The organism is Acidovorax sp. 69 (assembly GCF_002797445.1).
Lineage (GTDB): Bacteria > Pseudomonadota > Gammaproteobacteria > Burkholderiales > Burkholderiaceae_C > Acidovorax.
This window is the reverse complement of sequence record NZ_PGEP01000001.1, coordinates 4,887,600-4,912,508: the sequence shown is the minus strand read 5'-3', so window position 1 is coordinate 4,912,508 and position 24,909 is coordinate 4,887,600. Positions and strand designations below refer to the sequence as shown.

At 67.7% G+C, this 24,909-nt stretch carries 22 protein-coding genes; 7 read left to right on the top strand and 15 right to left on the bottom strand.

Annotated elements, in window-relative coordinates:
• Window position 1: 1 nt before the first annotated feature.
• From CLU85_RS22610 to CLU85_RS22575, 7 genes are all read right to left on the bottom strand, one after another.
• A complete protein-coding gene (locus CLU85_RS22610) occupies window positions 2–1,510 on the bottom strand; it encodes a class I adenylate-forming enzyme family protein (protein WP_100412240.1) in 1,509 nt (502 codons plus the stop codon).
• Window positions 1,511–1,516: 6 nt separating this feature from the next.
• Window positions 1,517–2,497, bottom strand: coding sequence for a tripartite tricarboxylate transporter substrate binding protein (locus tag CLU85_RS22605; RefSeq protein WP_100412239.1), 981 nt, complete (start codon window positions 2,495–2,497; stop codon window positions 1,517–1,519).
• 233 nt (window positions 2,498–2,730) lie between these two features.
• Window positions 2,731–3,939 carry an acetyl-CoA C-acetyltransferase gene (locus CLU85_RS22600; RefSeq protein ID WP_100412238.1) on the bottom strand — a complete coding sequence of 403 codons (1,209 nt, stop codon included), beginning with the start codon at window positions 3,937–3,939 and terminating at the stop codon, window positions 2,731–2,733.
• 65 nt (window positions 3,940–4,004) lie between these two features.
• Window positions 4,005–5,288: an acetyl-CoA hydrolase/transferase family protein gene (locus CLU85_RS22595; RefSeq protein ID WP_100412237.1), complete on the bottom strand. Its 1,284-nt coding sequence runs from the start codon at window positions 5,286–5,288 to the stop codon at window positions 4,005–4,007.
• A 171-nt stretch (window positions 5,289–5,459) separates the two neighbouring features.
• The gene (locus CLU85_RS22585) at window positions 5,460–6,254 is read right to left on the bottom strand and encodes an enoyl-CoA hydratase/isomerase family protein (protein WP_100412235.1); all 795 of its coding nucleotides are present in this window, start codon (window positions 6,252–6,254) and stop codon (window positions 5,460–5,462) included.
• Window positions 6,255–6,335: 81 nt separating this feature from the next.
• Window positions 6,336–7,229, bottom strand: coding sequence for a MaoC/PaaZ C-terminal domain-containing protein (locus tag CLU85_RS22580; RefSeq protein WP_100412234.1), 894 nt, complete (start codon window positions 7,227–7,229; stop codon window positions 6,336–6,338).
• 16 nt (window positions 7,230–7,245) lie between these two features.
• On the bottom strand, window positions 7,246–8,163 hold the full coding sequence (locus CLU85_RS22575; RefSeq protein WP_100412233.1) for an SDR family NAD(P)-dependent oxidoreductase: 918 nt from the start codon (window positions 8,161–8,163) through the stop codon (window positions 7,246–7,248).
• Between the two features lie 194 nt (window positions 8,164–8,357).
• On the opposite strand from CLU85_RS22575, the gene CLU85_RS22570 reads away from it, so the two are divergent.
• The 6 genes from CLU85_RS22570 (at window position 8,358) to CLU85_RS22545 (ending at window position 15,375) form a co-directional block, all read left to right on the top strand.
• The gene (locus CLU85_RS22570) at window positions 8,358–9,263 is read left to right on the top strand and encodes a MaoC family dehydratase N-terminal domain-containing protein (RefSeq protein ID WP_100412232.1); all 906 of its coding nucleotides are present in this window, start codon (window positions 8,358–8,360) and stop codon (window positions 9,261–9,263) included.
• Between the two features lie 72 nt (window positions 9,264–9,335).
• Window positions 9,336–10,496, top strand: coding sequence for an acyl-CoA dehydrogenase family protein (locus CLU85_RS22565; protein ID WP_100412231.1), 1,161 nt, complete (start codon window positions 9,336–9,338; stop codon window positions 10,494–10,496).
• A 65-nt stretch (window positions 10,497–10,561) separates the two neighbouring features.
• The gene (locus CLU85_RS22560) at window positions 10,562–11,743 is read left to right on the top strand and encodes a CaiB/BaiF CoA-transferase family protein (RefSeq protein WP_100412230.1); all 1,182 of its coding nucleotides are present in this window, start codon (window positions 10,562–10,564) and stop codon (window positions 11,741–11,743) included.
• A gap of 50 nt (window positions 11,744–11,793) precedes the next feature.
• Window positions 11,794–13,161: an MmgE/PrpD family protein gene (locus CLU85_RS22555; RefSeq protein WP_100412229.1), complete on the top strand. Its 1,368-nt coding sequence runs from the start codon at window positions 11,794–11,796 to the stop codon at window positions 13,159–13,161.
• Between the two features lie 27 nt (window positions 13,162–13,188).
• On the top strand, window positions 13,189–14,058 hold the full coding sequence (locus CLU85_RS22550) for a CoA ester lyase (protein WP_100412228.1): 870 nt from the start codon (window positions 13,189–13,191) through the stop codon (window positions 14,056–14,058).
• Between the two features lie 66 nt (window positions 14,059–14,124).
• On the top strand, window positions 14,125–15,375 hold the full coding sequence (locus CLU85_RS22545; protein WP_100412227.1) for a nitrate/nitrite transporter: 1,251 nt from the start codon (window positions 14,125–14,127) through the stop codon (window positions 15,373–15,375).
• Window positions 15,376–15,388: 13 nt separating this feature from the next.
• Here CLU85_RS22545 and CLU85_RS22540 read toward each other — a convergent pair whose 3' ends face one another.
• From CLU85_RS22540 to CLU85_RS22500, 8 genes are all read right to left on the bottom strand, one after another.
• Complete coding sequence (locus CLU85_RS22540; protein WP_100412226.1) at window positions 15,389–16,510, bottom strand: CaiB/BaiF CoA-transferase family protein; 1,122 nt, start codon at window positions 16,508–16,510, stop codon at window positions 15,389–15,391.
• A 44-nt stretch (window positions 16,511–16,554) separates the two neighbouring features.
• A complete protein-coding gene (locus tag CLU85_RS22535) occupies window positions 16,555–17,343 on the bottom strand; it encodes an IclR family transcriptional regulator (protein ID WP_369858296.1) in 789 nt (262 codons plus the stop codon).
• Window positions 17,344–17,396: 53 nt separating this feature from the next.
• Complete coding sequence (locus CLU85_RS22530; RefSeq protein WP_100412225.1) at window positions 17,397–18,191, bottom strand: enoyl-CoA hydratase/isomerase family protein; 795 nt, start codon at window positions 18,189–18,191, stop codon at window positions 17,397–17,399.
• On the bottom strand, window positions 18,188–18,994 hold the full coding sequence (locus CLU85_RS22525; RefSeq protein ID WP_100412224.1) for an SDR family oxidoreductase: 807 nt from the start codon (window positions 18,992–18,994) through the stop codon (window positions 18,188–18,190). Before CLU85_RS22525 ends, CLU85_RS22530 begins: the two co-directional genes overlap by 4 nt.
• Before the next feature lie 9 nt (window positions 18,995–19,003).
• Window positions 19,004–20,002: a tripartite tricarboxylate transporter substrate binding protein gene (locus tag CLU85_RS22520; protein ID WP_100412223.1), complete on the bottom strand. Its 999-nt coding sequence runs from the start codon at window positions 20,000–20,002 to the stop codon at window positions 19,004–19,006.
• 125 nt (window positions 20,003–20,127) lie between these two features.
• Window positions 20,128–20,892, bottom strand: coding sequence for a crotonase/enoyl-CoA hydratase family protein (locus CLU85_RS22515; RefSeq protein WP_100412222.1), 765 nt, complete (start codon window positions 20,890–20,892; stop codon window positions 20,128–20,130).
• A 187-nt stretch (window positions 20,893–21,079) separates the two neighbouring features.
• Window positions 21,080–21,847 carry an SDR family NAD(P)-dependent oxidoreductase gene (locus tag CLU85_RS22505; protein WP_100412221.1) on the bottom strand — a complete coding sequence of 256 codons (768 nt, stop codon included), beginning with the start codon at window positions 21,845–21,847 and terminating at the stop codon, window positions 21,080–21,082.
• 65 nt (window positions 21,848–21,912) lie between these two features.
• Entirely contained in the window at window positions 21,913–23,091 is a 1,179-nt protein-coding gene (locus CLU85_RS22500; RefSeq protein ID WP_100412220.1) for a thiolase family protein, read from the bottom strand.
• 206 nt (window positions 23,092–23,297) lie between these two features.
• Between CLU85_RS22500 and CLU85_RS22495 the strand changes: the two genes are divergently transcribed.
• Window positions 23,298–24,857: an AMP-binding protein gene (locus CLU85_RS22495; protein WP_100412219.1), complete on the top strand. Its 1,560-nt coding sequence runs from the start codon at window positions 23,298–23,300 to the stop codon at window positions 24,855–24,857.
• Window positions 24,858–24,909: the final 52 nt, after the last annotated feature.

The window sequence follows — 24,909 nt, the reverse complement described above, 5'->3', positions numbered from 1 at the left end:
CTTAAAGGGTGGCGGCGCGCTCTTGCAGCTGGCGCTTGAGCACCTTGCCGTTGTGGCTTGTGGGCAGCTCGGTCACCGTGATGATGTGGCTCGGCTGTTTGTAGGGCGCGAGATGCTCGCGCAGAAGAGTGCGTGCAGCGGCTTCGTCCCAGCGGGCGCCAGACGCCAGCTCGACAAAGGCGATGACCTCCTCGTTGCCGTCTTGCTCCGGGCGGCCGACGACAGCGCTGCGCTGCACGCCGGGCAGCTGGTTCAGTACCAGCTCGACCTCGGCCGGATAGACGTTGAAGCCCGAGCGAATGATCATTTCCTTGAGGCGCCCGACGACGGACAGCGCGCCGTCGGCATGCCGCTCGCCCAGGTCGCCGCTGGCGTACCAGCCGCCATCGCGCATCACGGCGGCAGTGCCTTGCGGGTCGCGGAAGTAGCCGGCCATCAGGCCGCGCCCACGTATCCATAGCTCGCCGCGCTCACCGACGGGCAAAGGTTGGCCGGTAAGAGGGTCGGTGACCTGCACCTCGGCGCCCTCCACCACGTAGCCTGCACTGGTGTCTGGCCGCTGCTCTGACAGGCGCGTGAGGTGTACCGAGCCCGCATATTCCGACAGCCCGTAGCCATGGTGCAGCGTTTGCCCGAAGGCCGCCTCGATGCGCTGTTTCAGCGTCAGGTCCAGTGGGCCCGCGCCGGTGTACACATACCGCAGTGCGGGCGCCACGGGGCGGGCGATGCCTTGCTCCTGCAGCCACGCCAGCAGGCGCGCGTACAGCGCGGGCGGGCCCTGCAGCTGTGAGACGCCGTGGTGCGCCAGCGCATCCAGCAGGTCGGCGGGATCGAACTGGGGCCGCATCACCAGCTGTGCGCCCGCGTGCAGCGATGCCATCAGCACGGTGCCCAAGCCGAAGATGTGCGTCATGGGCACGAAGGCGTAGCTGCGGTCTTGCGGTCCCAGCTGGCGCGATCCCGCCGACACGCGCGCGAACAGGGCCAGACCTTCGTGCGTCACCATCACGCCCTTCGGCGCGCCGGTGGTGCCCGAGGTAAAGATCAGCGCGGCCACCTCATCGCGCAGGGTCCCGGACTCAGGCTGCGCGTCGGCGCGCACGGCGCTGTGCTGCATGCCCAGCAGGGAAGAGGCTACGGCGCTGTAACGCAACGCGTGCGTGGCAGCGCTGCGCGACGCGCTGGCAGTGAAATACACCACGCGGGCATCGGCCTTGGCGGCGAAGGCATCGATCTCGCCAGTGGCCATGCGCGCGTTGACGCCACAGGACCAGGCGCCCACGCGGCTGCAGGCCAGGATCAGCGCGGCATGCTCGGGGCAGTTTTCGGCCACCACCAGCACCCGGTCGCCAGGGCGCACAGCCAGCGCGCGCAGCTCGGCCTCCGCTGTGTCAGTGAGCGCACCGAGATCGGCAAAGCTCAGGCTGGTGCCGTCCGGCAGGTGAATGAAAGGGCGCTGGGGCGCTTCGATCAGCCAGCGATCGAGCAACTGGTGAATGCGTTCGCTCATAGCCCCTCAATCCACCACGATGCCCTGGGTCACGGTGGCCCACATGGCGCGCTCCTTGGCGGCGCGTTCGGCCAGCTTCTGGGGGCTGCCGGTCCACTCGTCATAGCCCAGTTCCTTGTAGCGCTTTTTCAGATCCGGCTGGGCCAAGGCCGCGTTGACGGCCTTGTTGAGCTTGGTCACCAGTTCGGGCGCCATGCCTTTGGGGCCATAGACGCCGTACCAGCCGCCCACGTCAAAGCCCTGCAGGCCCTCGATGCCAGATTCGGCGAAGGTGGGCACGTCGGGCAGCGAGGCATTGCGCTGCGGTGAGGTGACGGCGAGTGCGCGCACCTTGCCGCTTTGGATATAGGTGCTGGCGGTGCTGATGATGTCCAGCATCATGTTGAGCTGACCACCAATGACGTCGGTCATGGCCGGCGCGTTGCCCCGGTAGGGGACATGGTTCATCTCGATACCGCTGCGTTTGGCAAACAGCAGCGCACCCAGGTGGTTGGAGCCGCCCACGCCCGCCGAGCCATAGGCCAGCTTGCCGGGGTTGGCCTTGGCATGGGCCACGAGTTCGCGTGTGTTCTTGTAGGGCTCGTTATTGTTGACAACCAGCACGTTGTAGTAGCTCAGGATGGGTGCTACGGGCGCCAGGTCTTTGGCCGGATCGAACGGCATCTTGGTCATCACGTTGGGGCTGATGGTGATGGTGGGGCTGGCGGCAAACCACAGCGTGAGGCCGTCGGGCTTGGCGCGCACCACCTCGCTGCCGGCGATGGTGGCGTTGGCACCGGTCTTGTTCTCCACCGTGACCGGCAAGCCCAGCTCCTTGGACAAGGCCTGGCCAAACAGGCGCGCACCCTGGTCGACGGGGCCGCCCGCGGCGTAGCCGACGATGAGGCGCACGGGCTGCGTGTCCTGCGCGGCGGCGGGGGACAGGGCCAAGGCAAGGGGCGCCAGGGCCAGGGCGGCAAGGGCAAGGCGGCGGCGGGAAGAACGCATGGTTTGTCTCCTATAGATCTTGTGAACTGCGATGGTGAACGTCAACCCGTGCCGTGGGAATCTGCTTTTGCCAAAGCCGGGGTTCAGGTCTTCTTAGGACGTTGCGTCTGTGATGCCGTGCACTGCGATGCGCGTAGCCCCAGACGCGTGAAATACGAGCGAGTTGAGAACTGGAATCAGGACTGACGGGCAGGGGCCGCCCGACAGCGCGGGGCGCCCCAGAGGGGGCGTATTCAGACTCTCTCGAACACCGCCGCGATGCCCTGGCCACCGCCAATGCACATGGTTTCCAGCCCGTAGCGGCCCTTGCGGCGCTGCAGCTCATGCAACAGCGTGGCCAGAACGCGCACGCCGGTGGCGCCGATGGGGTGGCCCAGCGAGATGCCCGAGCCGTTGACGTTGAGCTTGTGCGCAATCGCGTCCTGGTCCTGCCACTCCCAGCCCTTGAGCACGGCCAACACCTGGCAGGCAAAGGCCTCGTTCAGCTCGACCAGGTCCATGTCGTCGATCTGGAGGTTCAACCGCGCCAGCAGCTTTTTGACGGCAGGCACCGGGCCGATGCCCATGTGCGAGGGTTCGCAGCCCGCCGCCGCCCAGCCCACCAGCGTGGCCATGGGCGTGAGGCCCAACTCGGCCAGCTTGTCCTCGGCCACGATCAGGCAGGCGGCGCTGGCATCGTTTTGCTGGCTGGCGTTGCCGGCCGTCACGGTGCCGTTTGGCATCAGCGCGCGCAGCTTGGCCAGGCTGGCGGGTGTGGTTTCGGGGCGGAAGCCCTCGTCCTGGCTGAACAGAATCGGGTCGCCCTTGCGCTGGGGCACGGGCACGGCAACGACCTCGTCGGCAAAGCGCCCCGCCTCCCAGGCGGCCGCCGCACGCTGGTGGCTGCGCAGGGCATAGGCGTCGGCCTCGTCGCGCGTGATGCCGTAGTCGCGCGCCAGGTTCTCGGCCGTCTCGATCATTCCCGAGATCTTGCCGAAGCGCTCCACCGGCTGCGAGCGCTCGCGGCCCCGATCCAGCCGGTCGAAAAAGCGCACGTTGCCTGAGCGTGCGCCCCAGCGCATGTCGGTGCTGTAGTACTCGATGTTGCTCATGCTTTCCACGCCGCCAGCAATCACCACGTCGGCGGCGCCGCTTTGCACCATCATCGCGGCCGTGACGATGGCCTGCAGGCCACCGCCGCAGCGGCGGTCGAGCTGCATGCCCGGCACCGACACCGGCAGCCCTGCCTGCAGCGCGGCCCAGCGGCCCACACAAGGCACTTCGCTGTTGGCATACGACTGCGCCATGACCACGTCGTCGATGCGCGCCGGGTCAATGCCGCTGCGCTGGACCACGGCGCGCACGGTGGTGGCTGCCAGCTCCTCGACGGGTACGGGCCGCAGGCTTCCGCCGAAGGTGCCGACGGGGGTGCGAACGGGGGTGACGATGGCGGCTCTGCGCATGGTGTTGCTCCTTGAAATATGAATAAAAAGGCTGCTGGCGCTTATTGAGCAAGCGCCACTAGCTATCAATTTTGATGAAACGCCGCGCCACAGCGGCGCAGTGTTTCGTGGGCCTGGCGTTCCAGGTCCTCGCGGTGTTCGGGGGCGGCAATGTCGATCAGGCGGCGCACGCGGCGCGACAGCGGCTGGCCGCGCAGGTCGGCCACGCCATGCTCGGTGACGATCAGGCCCGCGTCGCTGCGTGGCGTACTCACCGGGCCGGACAGCTGCGCCACAATGCGCGTCTTGCCCTTGGTGGTGGCGGGCAGCGCCACGATGGGCAGGCCGCCGTGGCTGCGCGCTGCGCCGCGCAAAAAATCCACCGCGCCGCCCACGGCGCCCACATACACGCCAGCGGCCACTTCGGCATTGATCTGGCCCGTCAGGTCCACCTCGATGGCCGCGTTGATGGCGGCCAGCTGATGGCTGGCGGCAAGCACCTCGGGGTCGTGTGTGTAGTCGGTGCCGCGCAAGGCGAACTGCGGATTGCGGTGCGCCCAGCGGCGCAATCTGTCGCTGCCCATCAGGATGCCGCCAATGCCTACGCCATTGTCCAGGCTCTTTTTCGCATTGGTCAGCACACCGGCCTCGGCCAGGGCGGCAATGCCGTCGCCCACCGCGCCGCTGTGCAGGCCCAGGTCGCGGTGGCTGTGCAGCGCGGCCAGCACGGCCTCGGGCAGGTTGCCGATGCCCAATTGCAGTGTGGCGCCGTCTTGCACCAGAGCCGCCACATGCCGCGCGATGGCCTGCTCCACCGGTCCGGGCGCGCTGCGGCTCTGGTCCAGCGGCGGGTGCTCGGCGTCGATGAGCAGCGCGAAGTCGCTGGCCTGCAGGTGCAGGCTGCCGTGGGTCCACGGGATGGCGGGGTTGACCTCACCGATCACCACGCGCGCGCGCTCGATCGCGGCGGGCAGGTATTCCTGCGCCAGCCCCAGGCTATAGCGGCCCTCGCTATCGGGCGGCGAGACCTGCAGCAGCACCACGTCAACCGGCAGCACGCCCGCGCCGATCAAGCCCGGCAGGTGGGAGTAGTGGCTGGGCAGGATGTCGAGCACACCCGCTTCTGCCAGCTTGCGGTGCGGTCCGCCCGCCGCGTAGCCAAAAAAATCGATGGCATCGGCTTGCTCGGGCTGCAGCGTGTCCGACGCGCCAATGCCCACAAACACCCGCAGCCGCCCACCCTGCGCCAGCGCATGGCGATGCGCCACCAGCGCGCGCGTGAGCGTCAGCGGCTCGGCCGTGGCCTGGCCCCACCACAGCGTGTCACCGGGGCGGATCAAATCTTGCAACCGATCGGCCAAGAGACTCATGTCAGTATTCCCCAGCGCTTCGCGCCGCCTGCAACCGCTGAAACGGGCGCGCCCTCACCCGTCCGGTGACCGCGGAGCAAGCCGCGCCAGCGGACGCCGTGGAACTGGCTTTGCCAGGCCACTGGCGTCGTCCCCCCTTGGGGGGATGGCGCCGAAGGCGACTCAGGGGGGTCACTTTTTATTCCAGTCAAAGCGCAGCGGCTCCTTGGCCTTGAAGCGCTGCACTGCGTCCTGGTGGTAGGGCGAGCTGCGGCACATGGCCTGGGCGTAGGACTCCAGCTCGGCGATGGTGCGCGCATCGCTCTCGAAGGACTGGTTCATGATGGTCTTGGCCATCCCGATGGCGGCCGTGGACGCCTGGCCAAAGCGCCGCGCCAGCGCCAGCGCGGCCTCGGTCAGCGCGGCCCCGTCTTCGACGATGTCGTAGACCATGCCGAGCTGCTGGGCCTCATCGGCATCGACGGTGCGCGCGGTAAAGACCAGCTCCTTGGCCTTTTGCTGGCCCACGATGCGCGGCAGCAAGTGCAGGGCGCCCAGGTCGGGCACCAGGCCCATGCGGCCGAACACCGCGCAGAACTTGGCGCGGCGCGTGGCCAGCACAAAGTCGGCCGCCAGCGCCAGGCTCAGGCCGGCACCAAAGGCGGGGCCGTCCACCGCGGCGATCACGGGCTTTTCCAGGTTCACCAGCTCGGGGAACCACTGGTGCAGCTCGCGCATTCCCTTGCGAAAAGCCAGGCCCGTGCGGCTGGTGTCGAGCATGGCCGAGATATCGCCGCCCGAGCAAAAGGCACCGCCCGCGCCGGTGAGGATGACGGCATGCACCTGCGCGTCGTCTCGCATCTGCGCTATCGCGTCGGCCAGCGCCGGGCGCATGTCCATGCTGAGCGCGTTGCGCGCCTCGGGGCGGTTCAGGGTGATGGTGCCGATGCCGTCCAGCACCGAGGTCAACACGGGGGATGCGCTCATGGCGTTCTCCTGGGATGGTTTTTGATTAAAAATGGCTATGGCGCTTGTGTGGAAAGCACCGAAAGCTCACTTTTTGATAGTTCAGGCCAGCTCGGCAAACCCGTGGCTCATGACGACCTTGTCGCGCTCGGCGACGCGTGCGCGCAGCTGGAATTGCCCCGCCTGGCCCGGTACGCGCCAGATCTCGGTCACCAGGGTTTCGCCCGGGTACACCGGTGCGGCAAAGCGGATGTCCAGCGCCTTCAGGCGCGCGGGATCGCCCCCGCCGCACTGGCGCAGCACCGCGTGGGCCACCAGGCCGTAACTCGCCAGGCCGTGCAGGATGGGGCGCTCGAACCCCGCCTTGGTGGCCACGGCCGGGTCGGCGTGCAATGGGTTGGTGTCGCCCATCAGGCGGTACAGCAGCGCCGCCTCGGGGCGGACCGATTGCGTGTCGGTGAAGTCGGGCGCGCGGTCCTCGGGCGTGGGTTGCAGCGCGGGCAGTGGTGCATCGCTGGGCTGGCCGCCGCCCCGCTGGCTGTAGCCGCCGTCGCCGCGCAAGAAGGTCACTTGTTGCACGGTGGCCAGCAGCTCGCCGGCGGCGGATTCGAGGCGCCGCTCCGTGATCATGATGGCGCCCTTGCCTTCGCCCTTGTCGGTCAGGTGCGTGATGCGGTTGTGGCCCACCACGTCGCCGCTGGCAGGCAGCGTTTGGTGCCAGCGCACACGCTGCTCGCCGTGCAAGAGCTTCACCCAGTCGATGCCTGTGTCGGGCTCGCGCGCCCAAAAGCCGGGGTAGCCCAGCACCACGGCCTGCGTGGGCAGGGCGCGCAGCCCGGCCTCCAGGCCCTCATAGACGAAGGGCAGGGCGGCGGCGTCCAGCGGGTCGTTGCCCAGCCCGAGGCTGAGCGCATAGAGCATGGTGTCGCGTTCGGTGTACGACTGGCGGATCACGCCAAAGTCGTGCGCCTTCAGGTGGTGGTAGTCGATGGGCATGGAGCCGCTCCCGGGGTCAGACGGGGTCCCAGCTGAACACGTCGGCCGAGCGGTCCATCGGCACGAAAGAGGCCTTGAGCGCGGGCATGCCGTGCTCGGCGATGAACTCGGGCGTCCAGCCTTCGCTGCGGTGCACCGAGCGCAGCGGGCGCGGCTGGCTCATCAAGAAGATTTCGTTGTTGCGCACGGCAAACACCTGGGCGTTCACGTCCTGCGCCTGGTCGGACAGCAGGTACACGGCCAGCGGCGCGATCTTGTTGGGCGTCATCTGCTGGATTTTGGCCACGCGCGCCTGCTGCTCGGGCGTGTCGGTGGGGATGGAGCCGATCATGCGGCTCCAGGCAAACGGTGCGATGCAGTTGGAGCGCACGTTGAACTTTTGCATGTCCAGCGCAATGCTCTTGGACAGGGCCGTCAGCCCCAGCTTGGCGGCGCTGTAGTTGGCCTGGCCCAGGTTGCCGATCAAGCCCGACGTGGAGGTCATGTGCACGAAGGCGCCGCTTTCCTGCTCCTTGAAATGGTTGGCAGCGGCGCGGGCCATGAAGTAGCTGCCGTAGAGGTGCACCTTGATCACCGCGTCCCACTCGTCCAGGCTCATCTTGTGAAAGAAGCGGTCGCGGAGGATGCCGGCGTTGTTGACCACGCCGTCGATGCGGCCGAAGTGGTCCAGCGCGCACTGCACGATGTGGCCGGCGGCAGCAGACTCGGCCACGCTGTCCATGTTGGCCACGGCCTGGCCGCCGGCGGCCTTGATTTCGTCGACCACTTTCTGCGCGGGGCCGGCGTCGGTGCCCTCGCCGGTGGTGGAGGTGCCGATGTCATTCACCACCACCTTGGCGCCGGCCGCTGCCAGGGCCAGCGCCATGTCGCGCCCGATGCCGCCGCCAGCCCCCGTGACCACCACTACCTTGTCCTGCACCATCTTTTGCGTCATGTTCGTCGTCCTTCGTTAGCGATATGGAAATCAATGGCTGTGAGCATGAACGCAAAGGCCCCGCTGCGCTATTCGGCAATGGCAAGGGCAGGCTTTGGCCGCATGAAAGCAGCTGCGCAGCGGCCAGGGCTTCATGGGCGCCGAAGACACGCTTTCACAAACGCGGATTGCACCGTCGACCGCCAGCCCGCACGATGGCGACCATGACAGAACCCACCATTGACAACGCCCTGCTCGCGCACCTGCAGACCTGGCAAGGCCAAAGTGAAACCCTGGGCGACACCCTCACGGCCGTGCCCGTGGCGGCACTGTCGGCCACGCTCGACCGTGACGACCCGGCACCCGCCGCCGGCACCGCGCTGCCGCCGCTGTGGCACTGGCTGTATTTTTTGCCGCACGCCCGGCAAAGCGAGATTGGTCCCGACGGCCATCCCCAACGCGGCGGCTTTTTGCCGCCGGTGCCACTGCCGCGCCGCATGTGGGCGGGCGGGCGCCTGCGCTGGGAAATACAGAGTGATGGCGCCAACCCGCTGCGCGTGGGCCAGGAGGTGCAGCGCACGTCCACCATCGCGTCGGTCAAACACAAGGCAGGGCGCTCGGGCGAGCTGCTGTTTGTGCTGGTGCAGCACCAGTTTTCAAACGGCAGCGGTCTCGCGCTGACCGAAGAGCACGACATCGTCTACCGCAGTGCGGCCCAGCCCGGCGACCCGGCGCCCGCGCCGCAAAAGCCGCCCCTGGACGGCCAGGCCGCCTGGTCGCGCACCATCGTGCCCGACGACGTGCTGCTGTTTCGCTACTCGGCGCTCACCTTCAACGGCCACCGCATCCACTACGACCGCAAGTACGTGACCGAGGTCGAGGGCTACCCCGGCCTGATCGTGCATGGCCCGCTGATCGCCACGCTGCTGCTGGACCTGCTGCGCCGCAGCCTGCCGGGCGCACAGGTGGCCACCTTCGACTTCCGCGCTGTGCGCCCCACCTTCGACCTGCATTCCTTCAGCGTGCACGGCAAGCCATCCGCCGACGGCAAGACCGTGGAGCTGTGGGCCCAGGACCATGAGGGCTGGTTGACCATGCAGGGCACGGCCACACTGGCCTAAAGACTATCAAATCAATAGCTGCTAGCGATTGCTGCATAAGCGCTAGAGGCCAAAAACACTTAAAAAATCACCATGACCCACCAGCCCGACCAGTACCAGGAAATCCGCGACGCCGTGCGCGCCCTCTGTGCCCAGTTCCCCGACGAATATTTCCGAAAAATCGATGAGGCCCGTGGCTACCCCGAGGCGTTTGTCGATGCCCTGACCCAGGCCGGCTGGATGGCCGCGTTGATTCCGCAGGAGTACGGCGGCTCGGGCCTGACCATGGCCGAGGCCTCGGTCATCATGGAAGAAATCAACCGCAGCGGCGGCAACTCGGGCGCCTGCCACGGCCAGATGTACGTGATGAACGCCATCGTGCGCAGCGGTAGCGAAGCACAAAAACAAAAATACCTGCCCAAGATCGCCGCGGGCGAGCTGCGAATCCAGTCCATGGGCGTGACCGAGCCCACCACCGGCAGCGACACCACCAAGCTCAAGACCACGGCGGTCAAGAAGGATGGCCGCTGGGTCATCAACGGGCAAAAGGTCTGGATCTCGCGCATTCAGCACAGCGACTTGATGATTTTGCTGGCCCGCACCACGCCCGCCGATCAGGTGAAAAAGCGCTCCGATGGTCTGTCGTGTTTCCTCATCGACCTGCACCAGGCGATTGGCAACGGCCTGACGGTGCGCCCCATCCTGAACATGGTCAACCACGAGACCAACGAGCTGTTCTTCGACAACCTCGAAATCCCCGAGGACGCGCTGCTGGGCGAGGAAGGCAAGGGCTTCAAGACCCTGCTGGACGGCCTGAACGCCGAGCGCACCCTGATTGCCGCTGAGTGCATTGGCGATGGCTACTGGTTCATCGACCGCGCCACCAAATACGCGAACGAGCGCGTGGTGTTCAACCGCCCCATCGGTCAGAACCAGGGCGTGCAGTTCCCGATTGCCGATGCCTTCATCGAGCTGGAAGCCGCCAACCTGATGCGCTGGAAGGCCTGCGAGAAGATTGACGCCCACCAGAACGCAGGTGCCGAGGCCAACATGGCCAAGTACCTGGCCGCCAAGGCCAGCTGGGAAGCGGCCAACGTCTGCCTGCAGACGCACGGCGGCTTCGGCTTTGCCTGCGAGTACGACATTGAGCGCAAATTCCGCGAAACCCGCCTGTACCAGGTGGCGCCCATCTCGACCAACATGATCTACAGCTACGTGGCCGAGCACATCCTCGGTTTGCCGCGTTCGTTCTGAAACCTTGCGGGACAGACCGCAGCCGCGCAGCGGCAAGCTCTGTCCTCAACTGATTAAGGCTTCTCATGACCCGCCCCCTCGACGGCATCACCGTCGTCTCGCTCGAACACGCGGTGGCCGCACCGTTTTGCACGCGCCAGCTGGCCGATCTGGGCGCGCGCGTCATCAAGGTGGAACGCCCCGGTAGCGGCGACTTCGCGCGCGGCTACGACCAGCGGGTCAACGGCCAGTCGTCGCACTTCACCTGGCTCAACCGCAACAAGGAAAGCCTGGCGCTCGATGTGAAGCAGCCCCAGGCCAAGGCCGCGCTGCTGCAACTGCTCCAGACCGCCGATGTGCTGGTGCAAAACCTGGCGCCCGGCGCGGCCGCGCGCATGGGGCTGTCGCATGCGGCGCTGAAAAGCCACAACCCGCGCCTGATCGTGTGTGACATCAGCGGCTATGGCGCCGACGGCCCCTACCGCGACAAGAAGGCCTACGACCTGTTGATCCAGAGCGAGGCGGGCTTCCTGTCCGTGACGGGCACGCCCGAGACACCCTCCAAATCCGGCATCTCGGTGGCCGACATTGCCGCAGGCATGTATGCCTACACCAACATCCTGTCGGCCCTGCTGCTGCGCGGCAAGACGGGCGAGGGCAGCCACATCGACGTCTCCATGCTCGAAGCCATGGGTGAGTGGATGGGCTACCCGATGTACTACGCCTACGAAGGCGCGCCGCCGCCGCCGCGCACCGGCGCATCGCATGCCAGCATCTACCCCTACGGGCCGTTCACCGCCGGCGACGGTGGCACGGTGATGCTGGGCCTGCAGAACGAGCGCGAGTGGAAGATTTTTTGCGACGCCGTGCTGCTGCGCCCCGAGGTGGCGACCGACGCGCGCTTTTGTTCCAACGCGCAGCGCAATGCCCAGCGTGACGCGCTGCAGGCGCTGATCCTGCAGGAATTCTCCGCGTTGACGGCGGCCCAGGTGGTCGAGCGCCTGGACGCGGCGGGCATTGCCAACGCCCGCGTGAACGACATGGCCGACCTGCGGGCCCACCCGCAGCTGCAGGCGCGCCAGCGCTGGCGCACCGTGGGCACGCCGGCAGGCGATGTGCCCGCGCTGCTGCCGCCGGGCGTGAACAGCGCGTTTGATTACCGCATGGACGCCGTCCCCGCCGTGGGCCAGCACAACGCCGCCATCCTTGCCGCGCTGGGCTGGAACGCCGAGCAGATCGACGCACTGCAGGCCACGCAACCTGTTTGAATCAAAAACCATAGCTACCCGCGCTTGATACACCTGCACTGGAGCCCAAAATGAAGCAAGAACCCCAAGCCGCCATCCATCCCCTGGCGCAGTTTGCCGCCACGCTGCAGTGGAGCGACGTGCCCGCGCCCGTGCAGCGCCGCGCCGAAGACCTGTGGGTGGATTGGTTCGGATCGGTGCTGGCCGGTTGTCATGCGCGGCCGGTGGCCAGCATCACGCGCTTTGCGCTGTCGCAGGGGCCCGCCAGCGGCCCCGCCGAAGTGATCGGCCACGGCGGCGTCACCACCAGCCCCATGATGGCTGCGCTGGCCAACGCTGCCGCGGCGCATGTGGCCGAGCAGGACGATGTGCACAACGGCTCGGTGTTCCACCCGGCGGCCGTGGTCTTCCCGCCCGCGCTGGCCGTGGCGCAGGCCTTGGGCGCGAGCGGCGCGCAGCTCATGGCGGCCTGCGTGGCGGGCTACGAGGTCGGTATCCGCGTGGGTGAGTTTTTGGGCCGCAGCCACTACAAGGTGTTCCACACCACGGCCACGGCTGGCACGCTGGCCGCCGCTGCCGCCGTAGGACGCCTGCTGGAGCTGACACCTGCGCAGATGCAGCACGCGTTTGGCTCGGCCGGCACGCAGTCGGCGGGTTTGTGGGAGTTTTTGCGCACTGCGGCCGACAGCAAGCAACTGCACACGGCGCATGCCGCTGCGGCCGGGCTGATGGCGGCCTACCTGGCCAAGGACGGTTTTACGGGCGCGCAGGACATCTTCACCGGCCCGCAGGGCCTGGCGGCCGGCATGTCTACCGACGCCAACCCGGCCAGGCTCACGGACGGCCTCGGCACACGTTGGGCCACGGCCGAAACATCGTTCAAATGGCATGCCTCGTGCCGCCACACGCACCCCGCAGCCGACGCGCTGCAGCAGGTGATGCGCGACCATGGCCTGGCGACCACCGACATCGCGCAGGTGACCTGCCATGTGCACCAGGGCGCCATCGACGTGTTGGGGCCGGTGGTCTCGCCCGCCACGGTGCACCAGAGCAAGTTCTCCATGGGCACGGTGCTGGCATTGGCGGCGCGTTTTGGCCATGCGGGTTTGACCGAGTTCGACGCGCAGTTCCTGGCCCCCGACACCGTGGCCCTGCGCGAGAAGGTGCGCATGGAGCTGGACCCCGAAGTGGACGGCGCCTACCCGCAGCGCTGGATCGGCAAGGTCACCGTGCAGACGACCGACGGCCGCACGCTGCACGGCCGCGTGGACGAGCCCAAGGGCGACCCCGGCAACACCCTGTCGCGCGCCGAAATCACCGCCAAGGCCCTGCGCCTGGCGGCCTATGGCGGTGCGGTGCCCGCCGCGCAAGCCGAGGCCGCCGTGCAGCACCTGTGGCGGGTGCAGGAATGGCCGCGCGTGCAAACACTGCTGACGTGACCCCGTTCTCGAAAAAAGAAAGCCTCCATGTTTGATTCGATGGCCCGGGCCTGTTCCTTTCTGTTCGTGCCCGCCACCCAGCCAGAGCGGTTACCCAAGGCCCTGGCCAGCGGCGCCGACGTGGTGATCGCTGACTGGGAGGATGCTGTTGCACCTGTCGACAAGCAGGCGGCGCGGACCGCCCTGTTGGTCGCCATGGCCGCGCTCGATGCCGCGCAGCGGGCGCGTCTGCTGGTGCGCATCAACGCCGACGGCTCGCCCTGGTTTGCGGCCGACCTGCAGGCTCTGGCCCAACTCATGGCCCTGGGTCTGGGTGGTGCCGTGGTGCCCAAGGCCGAGCGCGTGCAGACGCTGCAGGCCGTGGTCCAGGCTGGCGGGCCGAACGTCGCCCTGGTGCCACTGGTGGAAAGCGTGGCGGGTCTTACCGCCGCCGACGCGCTGGCGGCCGCGCCGCAGGTGGTGCGTCTGGCCTTCGGGCACCTGGACTTCCAGGTCGATGCCGGGATGGACTGCGCCGAGGATGAGGCCGAGCTGCTGCCTGTGCGCATGGCCATGGTGTTCGCCGCGCGCCGCGCGGGGCTGGCTGCGCCTGTGGATGGCGTGACAGTGGACACACGCAACCCCGAGCGCATGGCCCATGACGCCGAGCGCGCCCGGCGCATGGGCTTTGGCGGCAAGCTGTGCATCCACCCGGCACAGGTGCCGGTGCTGCACGCCGTATTCGACCCTGATGATGCCGCGGTGGCCCAGGCGTATCGCGTGCGGCAGGCTCTACAGGACGCCGGTGGCGGCGTCTGCGTGCTCGACGGCCGCATGGTGGATGCGCCAGTGCTGGCGCAGGCGCAGCACACCTTGCAGCGCCACGCGCTGGCACAGCAGCGCATGGCGGCCCGCTGAGGCCGGTCGGACGGTGCCAGGCAATACCGCCTGCCCGTCCACGCTGCGACCCGCACAATCACCGCCATGGCATCACCCTCTCTCGCCCCCACGGCCGACCCATCGCGCACGCAACCCCTGTGGGTCATGTTGCTGGCATTGCTGTCGGGCTTCGCACTGAGCCAGGCGTACCGCACCACCACCGCCATCGTGGCCCAGGGCCTGCAAGTGGATTTCGGGCTGCAGGCCTCATCACTGGGTGCATTTGCGGGGCTGTTCGGCCTGTCCTTTGGCGTGGCGCAACTGCTCATGGGGATTGGCCTGGACCGCTACGGCCTGCGCCGCACGGTGCTCGCGGCGGCGCCCCTGGGCATCGCTGGCGCCGCCTTGTCGGCCCTGGCGCCCAGCTATGGCTGGCTCATGGCGGGGCAGGTGCTCATCGGCGTGGGCTATTCGCCGGCCTTTGTGGCCTGTACGCTGTTCATTGCCCGGCATTTTGCGGCCGAGCGTTTTGCTTTCTTCTCGGGCATGTCCATGGGAGTGGGCGGCCTGGGCCTGCTGTTCACCGGCACGCCGCTGGCCTGGGTGGTGCTGCACTGGGGGTGGCGCGCGGGTTTTGGCGTGCTCTGCGCGCTGAGCGCGCTGTCGTGGCTGCTGATCTTCGCGCTGGTGCGTGAGCCTGCGCACCCCGACGCGCCGCCGCGCCTCGCACAAACCTGGGGCCAGGCCCTGGCGGGTGTTGGCGCCCTTCTTGCCATGCCCCACACCTGGGGCATCGTTGTGCTGGGCATGTCGTGTTACGCGGCCTTCCTGTCGCTGCGCGGCCTGTGGCTGGGGCCGCTGCTGATGGACCGCTTCGGCTTCTCGCTGCTCGACAGCGGCAACGTGGCGCTGGCGCTGTCCTTGATCGCCCTGTTCACGCCGGCCGCGTTCGGGCGGATGGACCCGGGCATGCATCGGCGCCGGGCCTGGGTGGGCAACGCGTCGCTGTTGATGGCAGGCCTGTTTGGGGTCATGGCCTTCTTGCACCACGGTGGCGCCACCGTGGCGCTGATGATTTTGATGGGGCTGTTGTCTGGCTACAGCATCCTGCAATACAGCGATGTGCGGTCGTCCTATCCGTCCGAGCTGACAGGGCGCGCCCTGTCCCTGTACACCATGGCCATGTTTCTGGGCGTGGCGCTGATGCAGTCGCTGACCGGTGCCGTGGGCGCCTGGGCCGGGGCCCGGGGCATGGAGCCTTACCGGGTGGTGCTGCTGGCCATTGCCGCGTGGCTGGCGCTGGCATCGATGGCGTTCCGGCTGCTGCCAGCGTCGCCGCTGCTAAAAAAACGCTGAATCCGCGCGCCGCCTAGGGCGCTCGGCGCTGCCGCCACACCGCCTGCGCGCCGGCCTGTTCCAGCCCTTGCATGATCGCCTGTGTGTGTGCGCCGGGCAGGCAGGCGTCTGCGGGCGCATAGGCTGCGCCGTCAAAACGTGGCGCCGGCGCGGCCTGCAGCACGCCCTGGTGTTCGCTGTACACGCCGCGCGCACGCATGTGGGGGTGCTGTGCGGCCTCCAGGGGGCTGAGCACGGCGCCAAAGCAGGCATCCGTGGGCTCGAGCAGGGCCTGCCAATGTGCGCGTGGCTGCGTCAGAAAAAGCGCGGCCAAGCGCGCGCGGCGCACGGGCCAGGCGGCTTTGTCCCATTGCGCTCCGCCAAAATCAGGATGCGCCACGAGCCCCAGCGTGTCCAGCAACAGGCTGTAGAACTGCGGCTCCAGGGCGCCGATGGTGATGTGCTCACCGTCCGCGCAAACATAGGTGTCATAGAACGGTGCGCTGTCATGAACGCTCTGCCCGCGCGTGTCTGCCACCACGCCGTTCTGGCGCGCGCTGAGCATCAAGTTCAGCATGTGGGCCGAGCCGTCCACGATGGCCGCGTCCACCACTGTGCCACGGCCCGTGGCGCGCGTCTGCACGATGCCAGACAGCAGTCCCGTCATCAGGTACAGGGCGCCGCCGCCGATGTCGCCCAGCACGGCAAAGGGCGACACGGGCCGCGCGTCAACCGGGCCGCAGCCCCACAGCGCGCCACTGACGGCGGCGTAGTTCGTGTCGTGCCCCGCGCGTGGCGCCAGCGGCCCGCTCTGGCCCCAGCCGGTCATGCGCCCGTAGACCAGGCGCGGGTTGACACGCAGGCATTCGTCGGGGCCCAGGCCCAGGCGCTCCATCACGCCGGGGCGCATGCCCTCAATGAGCGCGTCGGCCTCGGCCACCAGCGCCAGCACCAGCTGGCGGCCCTCCTCGGTCTTGAGGTCGGCAAACACCGAGCGCTTGCCTCGGTTGAGCAGCGGGCCCGTGGGCGTCTTGCCCTTGGCCTCGCGCACCACGGAGATCACGTCCGCACCCAGGTCAGCCAGGTGCATGGCACAGAACGGCCCCGGGCCCAGGCCACCAATCTCCAGCACGCGCACGCTGTCCAGAACCTTCACGATGTCTCCTTGGGTTGTGTTTGTTTGGGCTTGCGTGAATGCTGTCACGACAGGCCCGAGGTCCCCAGCACGCTCTCTACCGACCGCACCAGCGTGCGCAGGCGCGGGCCCACTTCGGTCTCCAGCTTGCCGCACAGGGGGCTGTAGACGGGCAGCGTCACGGCAAACACCCACAGCTCGCCGTCCTGCGGCTTGGACATAGCCACCGCAATCGACTCCAGCTCGCGGTGCAGGTCGCCATGGCTGCGGCAAAAGCCGTTGGTGGCCAGGTCGTGGCGTGCGTCGCCCAACCGCTGATCGAGCCAGTCGGCGCGCTGCGGGTCCGTGGCGCGCAAGTCGCGCAGGTAGGCCTCGCGCTCCACCTCCGGCAGGCCCAATAGATAGGCACGCCCCGACGCGGTGCGCGACAACGAGGTGCGCACGCCGACCTCGGGCCGGAAGACGGGGTTGCCCAGGCTGTTGGCCTGCTCCACAAGGCACAGCTCGCGCCGAAAGCCCACGGCCAACTGCACTTGCCCCTCCGTCAGGTCAGCCAGCGCCTGCATCTGCGGCCGGGCGAATTGCCGCAGGGCCAGGCGCGTGAGCACTGGCGAGGACAGGCCGAGCAGGCCCAGGCCTGGCACGTACTTGGACAGCCGCTCCGAGTAGCGCAGCAAGCCCAGCTCACACAGGGTGTCTGTGAGGCGGAACAGCGTGGGCTTGGGCAGCCCGGTCAGGTCCATCAGTTCCTTGGCGCTGAGCTCCTGGCACTTGTTCGAAAAGCACTGCAATATGGAAACGCCGCGCACCAGGGCGCTGACCAATTTGCCGTCTGGATCTGCGTTCACGTTCACATGGACCTCGAAAAATCGCTGATTCTCGCTTGATTCATCGCCAACAGGCGCTCTCACACCTGCGGCCACTGAAAGGGCAGCGGCTTTTTTTCTAGAAAGCAACGCACGGCCTCGCGGTGTTCGGGTGTTCCCATGGCCAGCGCCTGCGCGTTGGCTTCCTGTTCCAGCAGCGAGGGCAGGTCGCTGGCGGCCAGGGTCAGTGAGCGCTTGATGAGGCTCAGCGCCACCGGGGAAGCATCCACGAAGCTGCGCGCAATCGCCTGGGCGCGTGCTTGCAGCGCCTCGGGTTCGACCAGCTCAAAGGCAATGCCCAGCCGCAGTGCTTCCTGTGCAGACACCTCGCGCCCTGACAGCATCAGTTCGCGCGCACGCTGCACGCCGACGACGCGCGGCAGCGTGTAGAACGCCGCGCAGTCCGGCACGACGCCCATGCGGACGAAGGACATGGCAAAACGCGCGCGTGTGCTGGCCACGATGAAGTCGGCCGCCAGAGCCAGGCTGAAGCCCGCGCCGTAGGCCGCGCCATCGACGGCGGCGATCACCGGCTTGTCCAGCAGCACCAGGTCCTTGAGCCAGTCGTGCAGGCTGGTCAGGCGGCGGCGCCAGCCACCGTTGTCCAGGCCGCTGGCCGCTATGTTGGAGAGGTCGCCGCCCGAGCAGAAATGTGCGCCCGCACCCGTCAGCACCAGCGCGCGGATGGCCGGGTCGGCCTGCACCTGGCGCACCACTGCGGCCATCTCCCCGCGCATGGCGGGGTCGAAGGCGTTGCGCTTGTCGGGGTTGCTCAGGGTCAGCGTGGCCACGCCGTCCTGCACGTCGAAAACGATGCGCTCAAAGGCCGGTTTCATGCCGCGCTCCGGGGTACATAGGACGCGCGCATGTCGCGCCCACCGGGCAACGACGAGCCCCCATCCACGGGGATGACGGCGCCCGTCACAAAGCTGGCCAGAGGTGACGACAGGAACAGCGCCATGTTGGCGATGTCGTCGAGCGTGCCCATGCGCTGCAGCGGCACCACGGCGGTCGCGGCGGCCATCGCCTCGGGGGTGGGTGCCAGCCGGCGGATGCCTTCGGTATCGGCAATGGGGCCGGGCGCGATGGCGTTTACGCGCACACCCGCCTCGCCCCATTCCATGGCCAGCACGCGCGTCATCATGTCGATGCCGGCCTTGGCCGCGCAGGCGTGCACCTGGTACATCGTGGGGTTGACGCCCTGTGGTGCCGAGATGTTGATGACGCTCGCCCCTGGCTTCCGGAGCATCGGGTAAGCCAGGCGCAGCACGTGGAAGGTGCCGTTCAGGTCGATGTCGATCACGGTCTTGAAGCCGTTGGGCGACAAGTCCTTGGCCGGGGCCAGGAAGTTGCCCGCAGCGCCCGACACCAGCACGTCGATGTCGCCGAACTTTTCATGCGACTGGTGCAGCGCGGCCTCCACCGCCGCGGCGTCGCGCACATCAGCGCTGATGCCCAGCGCCTGCGCACCCAGCGCGCGCAGCCCGTCGGCCGCCTGCTGCACCTTGTCGGGCGATCGGCTCATCACGGTGACATGGGCGCCCGCGCGGGCAAACGCCTGGGCTATACCGAGATTGATGCCACTGCTGCCGCCCGCCACGAACACATGGCGGCCTGCGAAGGCTTGGGGGTCGTGCATGGTGTGTCCTCAATCCAGTTGCAACTTCTGGCTGCGAATCAGGTCGCCCCAGTCCTGGCGGTCGCGCTCCACGATCTTCGAGAACTGCTCGGGTGCCATGCCACCAGGGCGGCCACCGAGCTCGCGGTAGCGCTGCACCACGGCCGGGTCCTGCAGCACGGCGATGAGGTTGTCGGTGAGCTTCTTCACCACCGCCGGTGGCGTCTTGGCGGGCAGGAAGAAGCCCATCCACCCCACCTTGTCGAAGTCCTTCATGCCCAGTTCGGTCATGGTGGGCACGTCGGGCAGCTCCGGCTCGCGCGTGGCGCCGGTCACGGCCAGCGCGCGCAGCTTGCCGTCCTTGACGTGGCCCAGCGATCCCGTGAGGTTGTCGAACATGAATTGCGTTTCGCCGCCCACGATGGCCATGGTGGCCGGGGCAGAGCCCTTGTAGGGCACATGGACCACATCGACGCCCGCGCTCTGGCGCAGCAGCTCACCCATCAGGTGCGTGGTCTGGCCCACGCCCGCCGACGAAAACGCCAGCTTGCCCGGCTCGCGCTTGGCAGCGGCGACGAGGTCTTTCAGGCCCTTGATGGGCGACTTCACCGGCACGACCAGCACGTTGGCGAACGAGATCATGTCGGTCAGCGCGATGAAATCGTCGGCCTTGTACGGGAGCTTCTGGTAGGCGGTGTAGTTGATGGCGTTGGAGCCGGTGTTGCCGACCAGCACGGTGTAGCCGTCGGGTTGGGCGCGCGCCACGAAGCTGCTGCCCAGTGAACCACCGGCGCCTGGCTTGTTGTCCACCACGATGGGCTGGCCCAGCCGCTCGCTGAGCTTTAGCGCCATGAAGCGCGCGGGCGTGTCGGTGGTGCCTCCGGCCGCACCCGGCACGACGAAGGTGATGGGGCGCGTGGGCCAGGCGGCGTCTGCCCGCGCGGGCAGTGATGTCGCCAGGGTGGCCAGGCCCAGCAGGGCGCTGGCGCCCGCCAGGCGCAGCGCATGGCGGCGATGGGGAAATGGCATGGTTTGCCTCCTTGGGTTATGGCGGCACGACGGCCGTTTTTTTGCTACTGACTTGGTAGCGTTAAGCGATGGATGGACGGGCGTTAGTGCCTCTTTTTCCATCAAGCCTTCCAACAAAGCTTCCCTCAAACACCCTGCCAGACCGGCAGGCGCTTCTCGGCAAAAGCCGTGGCCCCTTCGCGTGCGTCTTGCGAGGCGAACACCGGCGTGGTGATGACGGCTTGGCGGTCAAACATCTCGGCCTGCGGCCAGTCGGCCGACTCCTGCGCCACGCGCTTGCTGGCGATCAGCGCCAGCGGGCCATTGGCCGCTACGGTCTGGGCCAGTTCCAGGGCGGCGTCCAGCGCCTGGCCGGGCTCGACCAGGCGGTTGACCAGGCCATGGGCCTGCGCACGCTCGGCGCCGAACATGTCGCCGGTGAGGATGCATTCCATGGCGACGTGGTAGGGCAGGCGCTTGGGCAGGCGCAACAGGCCACCCGCGGTAGCCGCCAAACCCCGCTTGACCTCGGGCAGGCCGAACTTGGCCGTGCGCGCGGCCACGATCAGGTCGCAGGCCAGCACCAGCTCGAAGCCACCGGCCAGCGCATAGCCCTCGACGGCGGCGATCAGTGGTTTGCGCGGCGGCTTTTGTGTGAGGCCACAAAACCCTCGCCCGGCGATGCTCGGGCGCTTGCCCTGCAAAAAACCCTTCAAGTCCATGCCTGCACAGAAGGTGCTCCCCGCGCCGGTGACGATGCCCACCTGCAGCGCCGGGTTGTTGTCCAGCGCATCCAGCGCGGCGGCCATAGCCTCGGCCATCTCCAGCGTGGCGGCATTGCGCGCCTCGGGGTTGCTCAGCGTCATGATCTGCACGTTGCCGCGCACTTCGACCAGTACCGTGGATGTCATTAAAAAATTCCTTTCAGTTCTTCTCGGCGTTGTTCACCGCATTGCGTAGCCCCGACCTCTGAAACTGGCGTTGCCCAGACCAAGGCAGCCGCGCAAGGGCCGCCCCGCCGCGCTGGCTGCGTCCCCCTTCCCGGAGCGCGAAGCGCGCAGAGAGAAGGGGGAAGGCGCGTAGCGCCTCAGGGGGTTGTCATCTCGGCGCCATGCGGATGGCGCCGTCCAGGCGGATGGTCTCGCCGTTGAGCATGGGGTTCTCCAGGATGTGCAGCGCGGTCAGCGCGTACTCGTTGGGGTGGCCTAGGCGCGCCGGGTGGGGCACGGAGGCGCCGAGCGACTGGCGCACGTTCTCGGGCAGCTTGGCCAGGATGGGCGTGTCGAACAGGCCGGGGGCGATAGTGCACACGCGGATGAACTTGGACGCCAGGTCGCGCGCGGCCACGATGGTCATGCCGATCACGCCCGCCTTGGAGGATGCGTAGGGGATCTGGCCGATCTGCCCCTCGTAGCCCGCCACCGAAGCGGTGAGCACGCACACGCCGCGCTCGCCGTCGATGGGCTCGTTTTTGGCCATGCTCACGGCCGCCAGGCGCAGCGTGTTGAAGCTGCCGATCTGGTTGACGCGGATGATGTTGACGTACTTCTCCAGCGACCCGGGGCTGCCGTCCTTTTCGATCAGGCGCACCGGCCCGCCGATGCCGGCGCAATGCACCAGCGCGCGGAAGTTGCCAAAGGCCTCGGCGGCGGCGACGGCCTGGGCCATCTGGTGGGCGTCCGCCACGTCGGCCTTCACATAGCGCAGGCGGCCCGCGTATTGCTGTTCCATGGCGGCGCCGCGCTCGTCGTTCAGGTCCACGGCCACCACGTTCAGCCCGCGCTCCAGCAGCGCGATGGCCGAGGCCTCGCCCAGGCCCGAGACGCCGCCGGTGACGAGGGCGGTCATTCCTTGTTGCAGTTTCATTGTTTTTCCTTCATTTAGGTCTCTAGCGCCCGTTTATCAAGCGCTATTAGCTATTAAATTGATAGTTAAAGGCGCTCGATGATGGTGGCGTTGGCCATGCCGCCAGCCTCGCACATGGACTGCAGGCCGTAGCGCTGCCCGCTGTCTTCCAGGGCGTGCAGCATCGTGGTCATGAGGCGGATCCCCGAGGCGCCCAGCGGGTGGCCCAGGGCAATGGCACCACCGCGCGGGTTCAGGCGCTCGCCGTCGGCCTTCAGCTCTTTTTGCCAGGCCATGGGCACGCTGGCAAAAGCCTCGTTGATCTCGTAGTGCTGGATGTCGTCCAGCGTCATCTTCGCCTTGGCCAGCACGCGCTGCGTGGCTGGAATGGGGGCCGTCAGCATGTACAGCGGGTCGTCGCCCACCACGTCAAAGGCCACAAAGCGCGCGCGGGGCGTGAGGCCCAGCTGCAGCGCGCGCGCTTCGCTCATGATGAGCATGGCGCTGGCGCCGTCGGTCATTTGGGATGCGTTGCCCGCCGTGGTGCTCCACTGGATCTGCGGAAAGCGCGCCGTCAGCTCCGCGCTCTCGAACACAGCCTTGAGGCCAGCGAGCTTTTCCACCGTGGTGCCGGAGCGGATGGTTTCGTCCTGCAGCACGCGGCCGGAGGGCGCATCAATGCCGACAATCTCGCGCTCGAATTGGCCGCCGGACTGCGCGGTGTGGGCGCGCTGGTGCGATCGCGCGGCGTACGCGTCGAGGTCGGCGCGCGACAGGCCCCATTTGGCGGCCACCAGGTCGGCGGACACGCCCTGGCCCACCAGGCCCGGGGCGTAGCGCGCGTCAAAACGCGGGCCGGTGGTGTTCTTGCCCATGCGCGAGCTGCCCATGGGCACGCGGCTCATCGACTCCACGCCGCAGGCGATCACGATGTCCTGCGTGCCGGCCATGATGGCCTGGGCCGCGAAGTGCACGGCCTGCTGGCTGGAGCCGCACTTGCGGTCGATGGTCGTGGAGGGCACATGCGCGGGCAGGCCGGCAGCCAGCCAGGCCAGGCGCCCGGGGGTGCCGGCCTGCTCGCCCGCCTGGCTGACGCAGCCGCAGATCACGTCGTCCACAGTGCCGGGATCGAGCCGGTTGCGGGCCACCAGTTGCTCCAGCACCTGGGAGAGCAAGTCCACGGGGTGGACCTCGGCCAGTGCGCCGTCGGGCTTGGCCCGGGCCATGGGGCTGCGGATGGCATCGACGATGACAGGAATATTCATGCTCACTCCATGTGTTTATGAGACTTATGATCCATTAAAAATGATTTTGTGCGCGTTAGTTTGTGCTGAAGACCGTGTTTACCCGGTATTTTTTACGGCATCAGCCTGAAAAAATCGGTCAACACATCGGTTTTGTGAGACAGGCATTTTGCTTTTGGTGGACTTCTTCACCACGGCGCCTTGCCAAGGAGCAACAGGTGACAGGTATGCAGGACTTTTTCGGCCGCACGGCGACGGCTCCCGAGCGGGTGGTACTGGTCATGGCCGAAACCGGCACGCACCACACTGCTGGCGAAGTGGCGCACAGCGCCTTGCAGATGGCGCAGTGGCTCCATGCCCAGGGGTTGCAGGCGGGCGAGCGCTTTGCGGTGGTGCTGGAAAACCGCGTCGAGATCCTGGCCCTGGCCTTGGCGGCCCGGCAGGCGGGCCTGTATGCCGCCGTGCTCAGCACCCACCTGATGCCTGCCGAGGTGGCCTACATCGTGAAGGACTGCGGCGCACGGCTGGTCGTGGCCTCGCACAAGACCTTGCCCCAGTTGGCGGAGTCGCAGGCGGCCCACCCCTTGCCCTGCTGGACCGTGGACGACGCCACACCGCAGGCCCAGTCGCTGCGGGCCGCGCTGCAGGCCCTGCAGGGCCCGCCGGCCGACTTTGCGGACCGCCCGCTGGGGCGCGACCTGCTGTATTCATCGGGCACCACGGGCCGGCCCAAGGGCGTGCTCAAGCCCCTGCAGCCAAGCCACCTGCGTGGCCAGACCGACCCCGAGGCGCTGGGCACGGGCCGCCTCATGGGCATGGACGAACACACCGTGTATCTGTCGCCTGCGCCGCTGTACCACGCGGCGCCGCTGCGCTACACGCTGCGTGTGCTGGAACTCGGTGGGCAGGCCGTGATCATGGAGCGCTTTGACGCGGAAACCGCCCTGGCCCTCATCGCGCGCCACCGCGTCACCCACAGCCAGTGGGTGCCCACCATGTTCGGCCGCCTGCTCAAGCTGCCTGAAGAGGTGCGCCGGCGCTACGACCTGTCCAGCCACCGCGTGGCCATCCATGCCGCGGCGCCCTGCCCGGTACATGTCAAGCACGCCATGCTGGACTGGTGGGGCGACATCCTGATGGAGTACTACGCGGGCTCCGAGGGCTGCGGCACCACGATGATTTCGTCGCAGGAATGGCGCTTGCGCCCCGGCTCAGTGGGCAGGCCCACCGCGGGCCAGCTGCACATCGTGGACGACGCCGGGCAGGAGTTGCCCGTGGGCGAGATCGGTCAGGTGTATTTCTCGGGCGGCGGCCAGTTCAGCTACCTCAACGACCCGGAGAAGACCCGCCAGGCCATCAACGAGCGCGGCTGGATCACCTATGGAGACATCGGCCATGTCGATGCCGAGGGCTATCTGTATTTGAGCGACCGCCGCGCCGACCTGATCCTCTCGGGCGGTGTCAACCTGTACCCACAGGAGATCGAGAACGCGCTGATGCGCCACCCCGACGTGCAAGAGGTGGCCGTGGTGGGCGTGCCCCACCCCGACTTTGGCGAGCAGCCCCTGGCGGCTGTGGTGCTGCGCCGCGGGGCGGACGGATCTCTCGCAACGGCCCGCGCTATCGCCGCCCAGGCGGCCGACGTGCTGGCGCGCATGAAGCTGCCCCAGCGCATGGTGTTCGTCGATACCTTGCCGCGCCTGGAGACCGGCAAGCTGCTGCGCCGCAAGCTCAAGGATCGCTTTCGCGAGGAGCCGCAGGCGGGTTTTGCCCTGCGCGACTCCTGAAACCATAGCTGCTGGTGCTTTACAGATAAGCGCTAGAGCCAGATTTGACCTT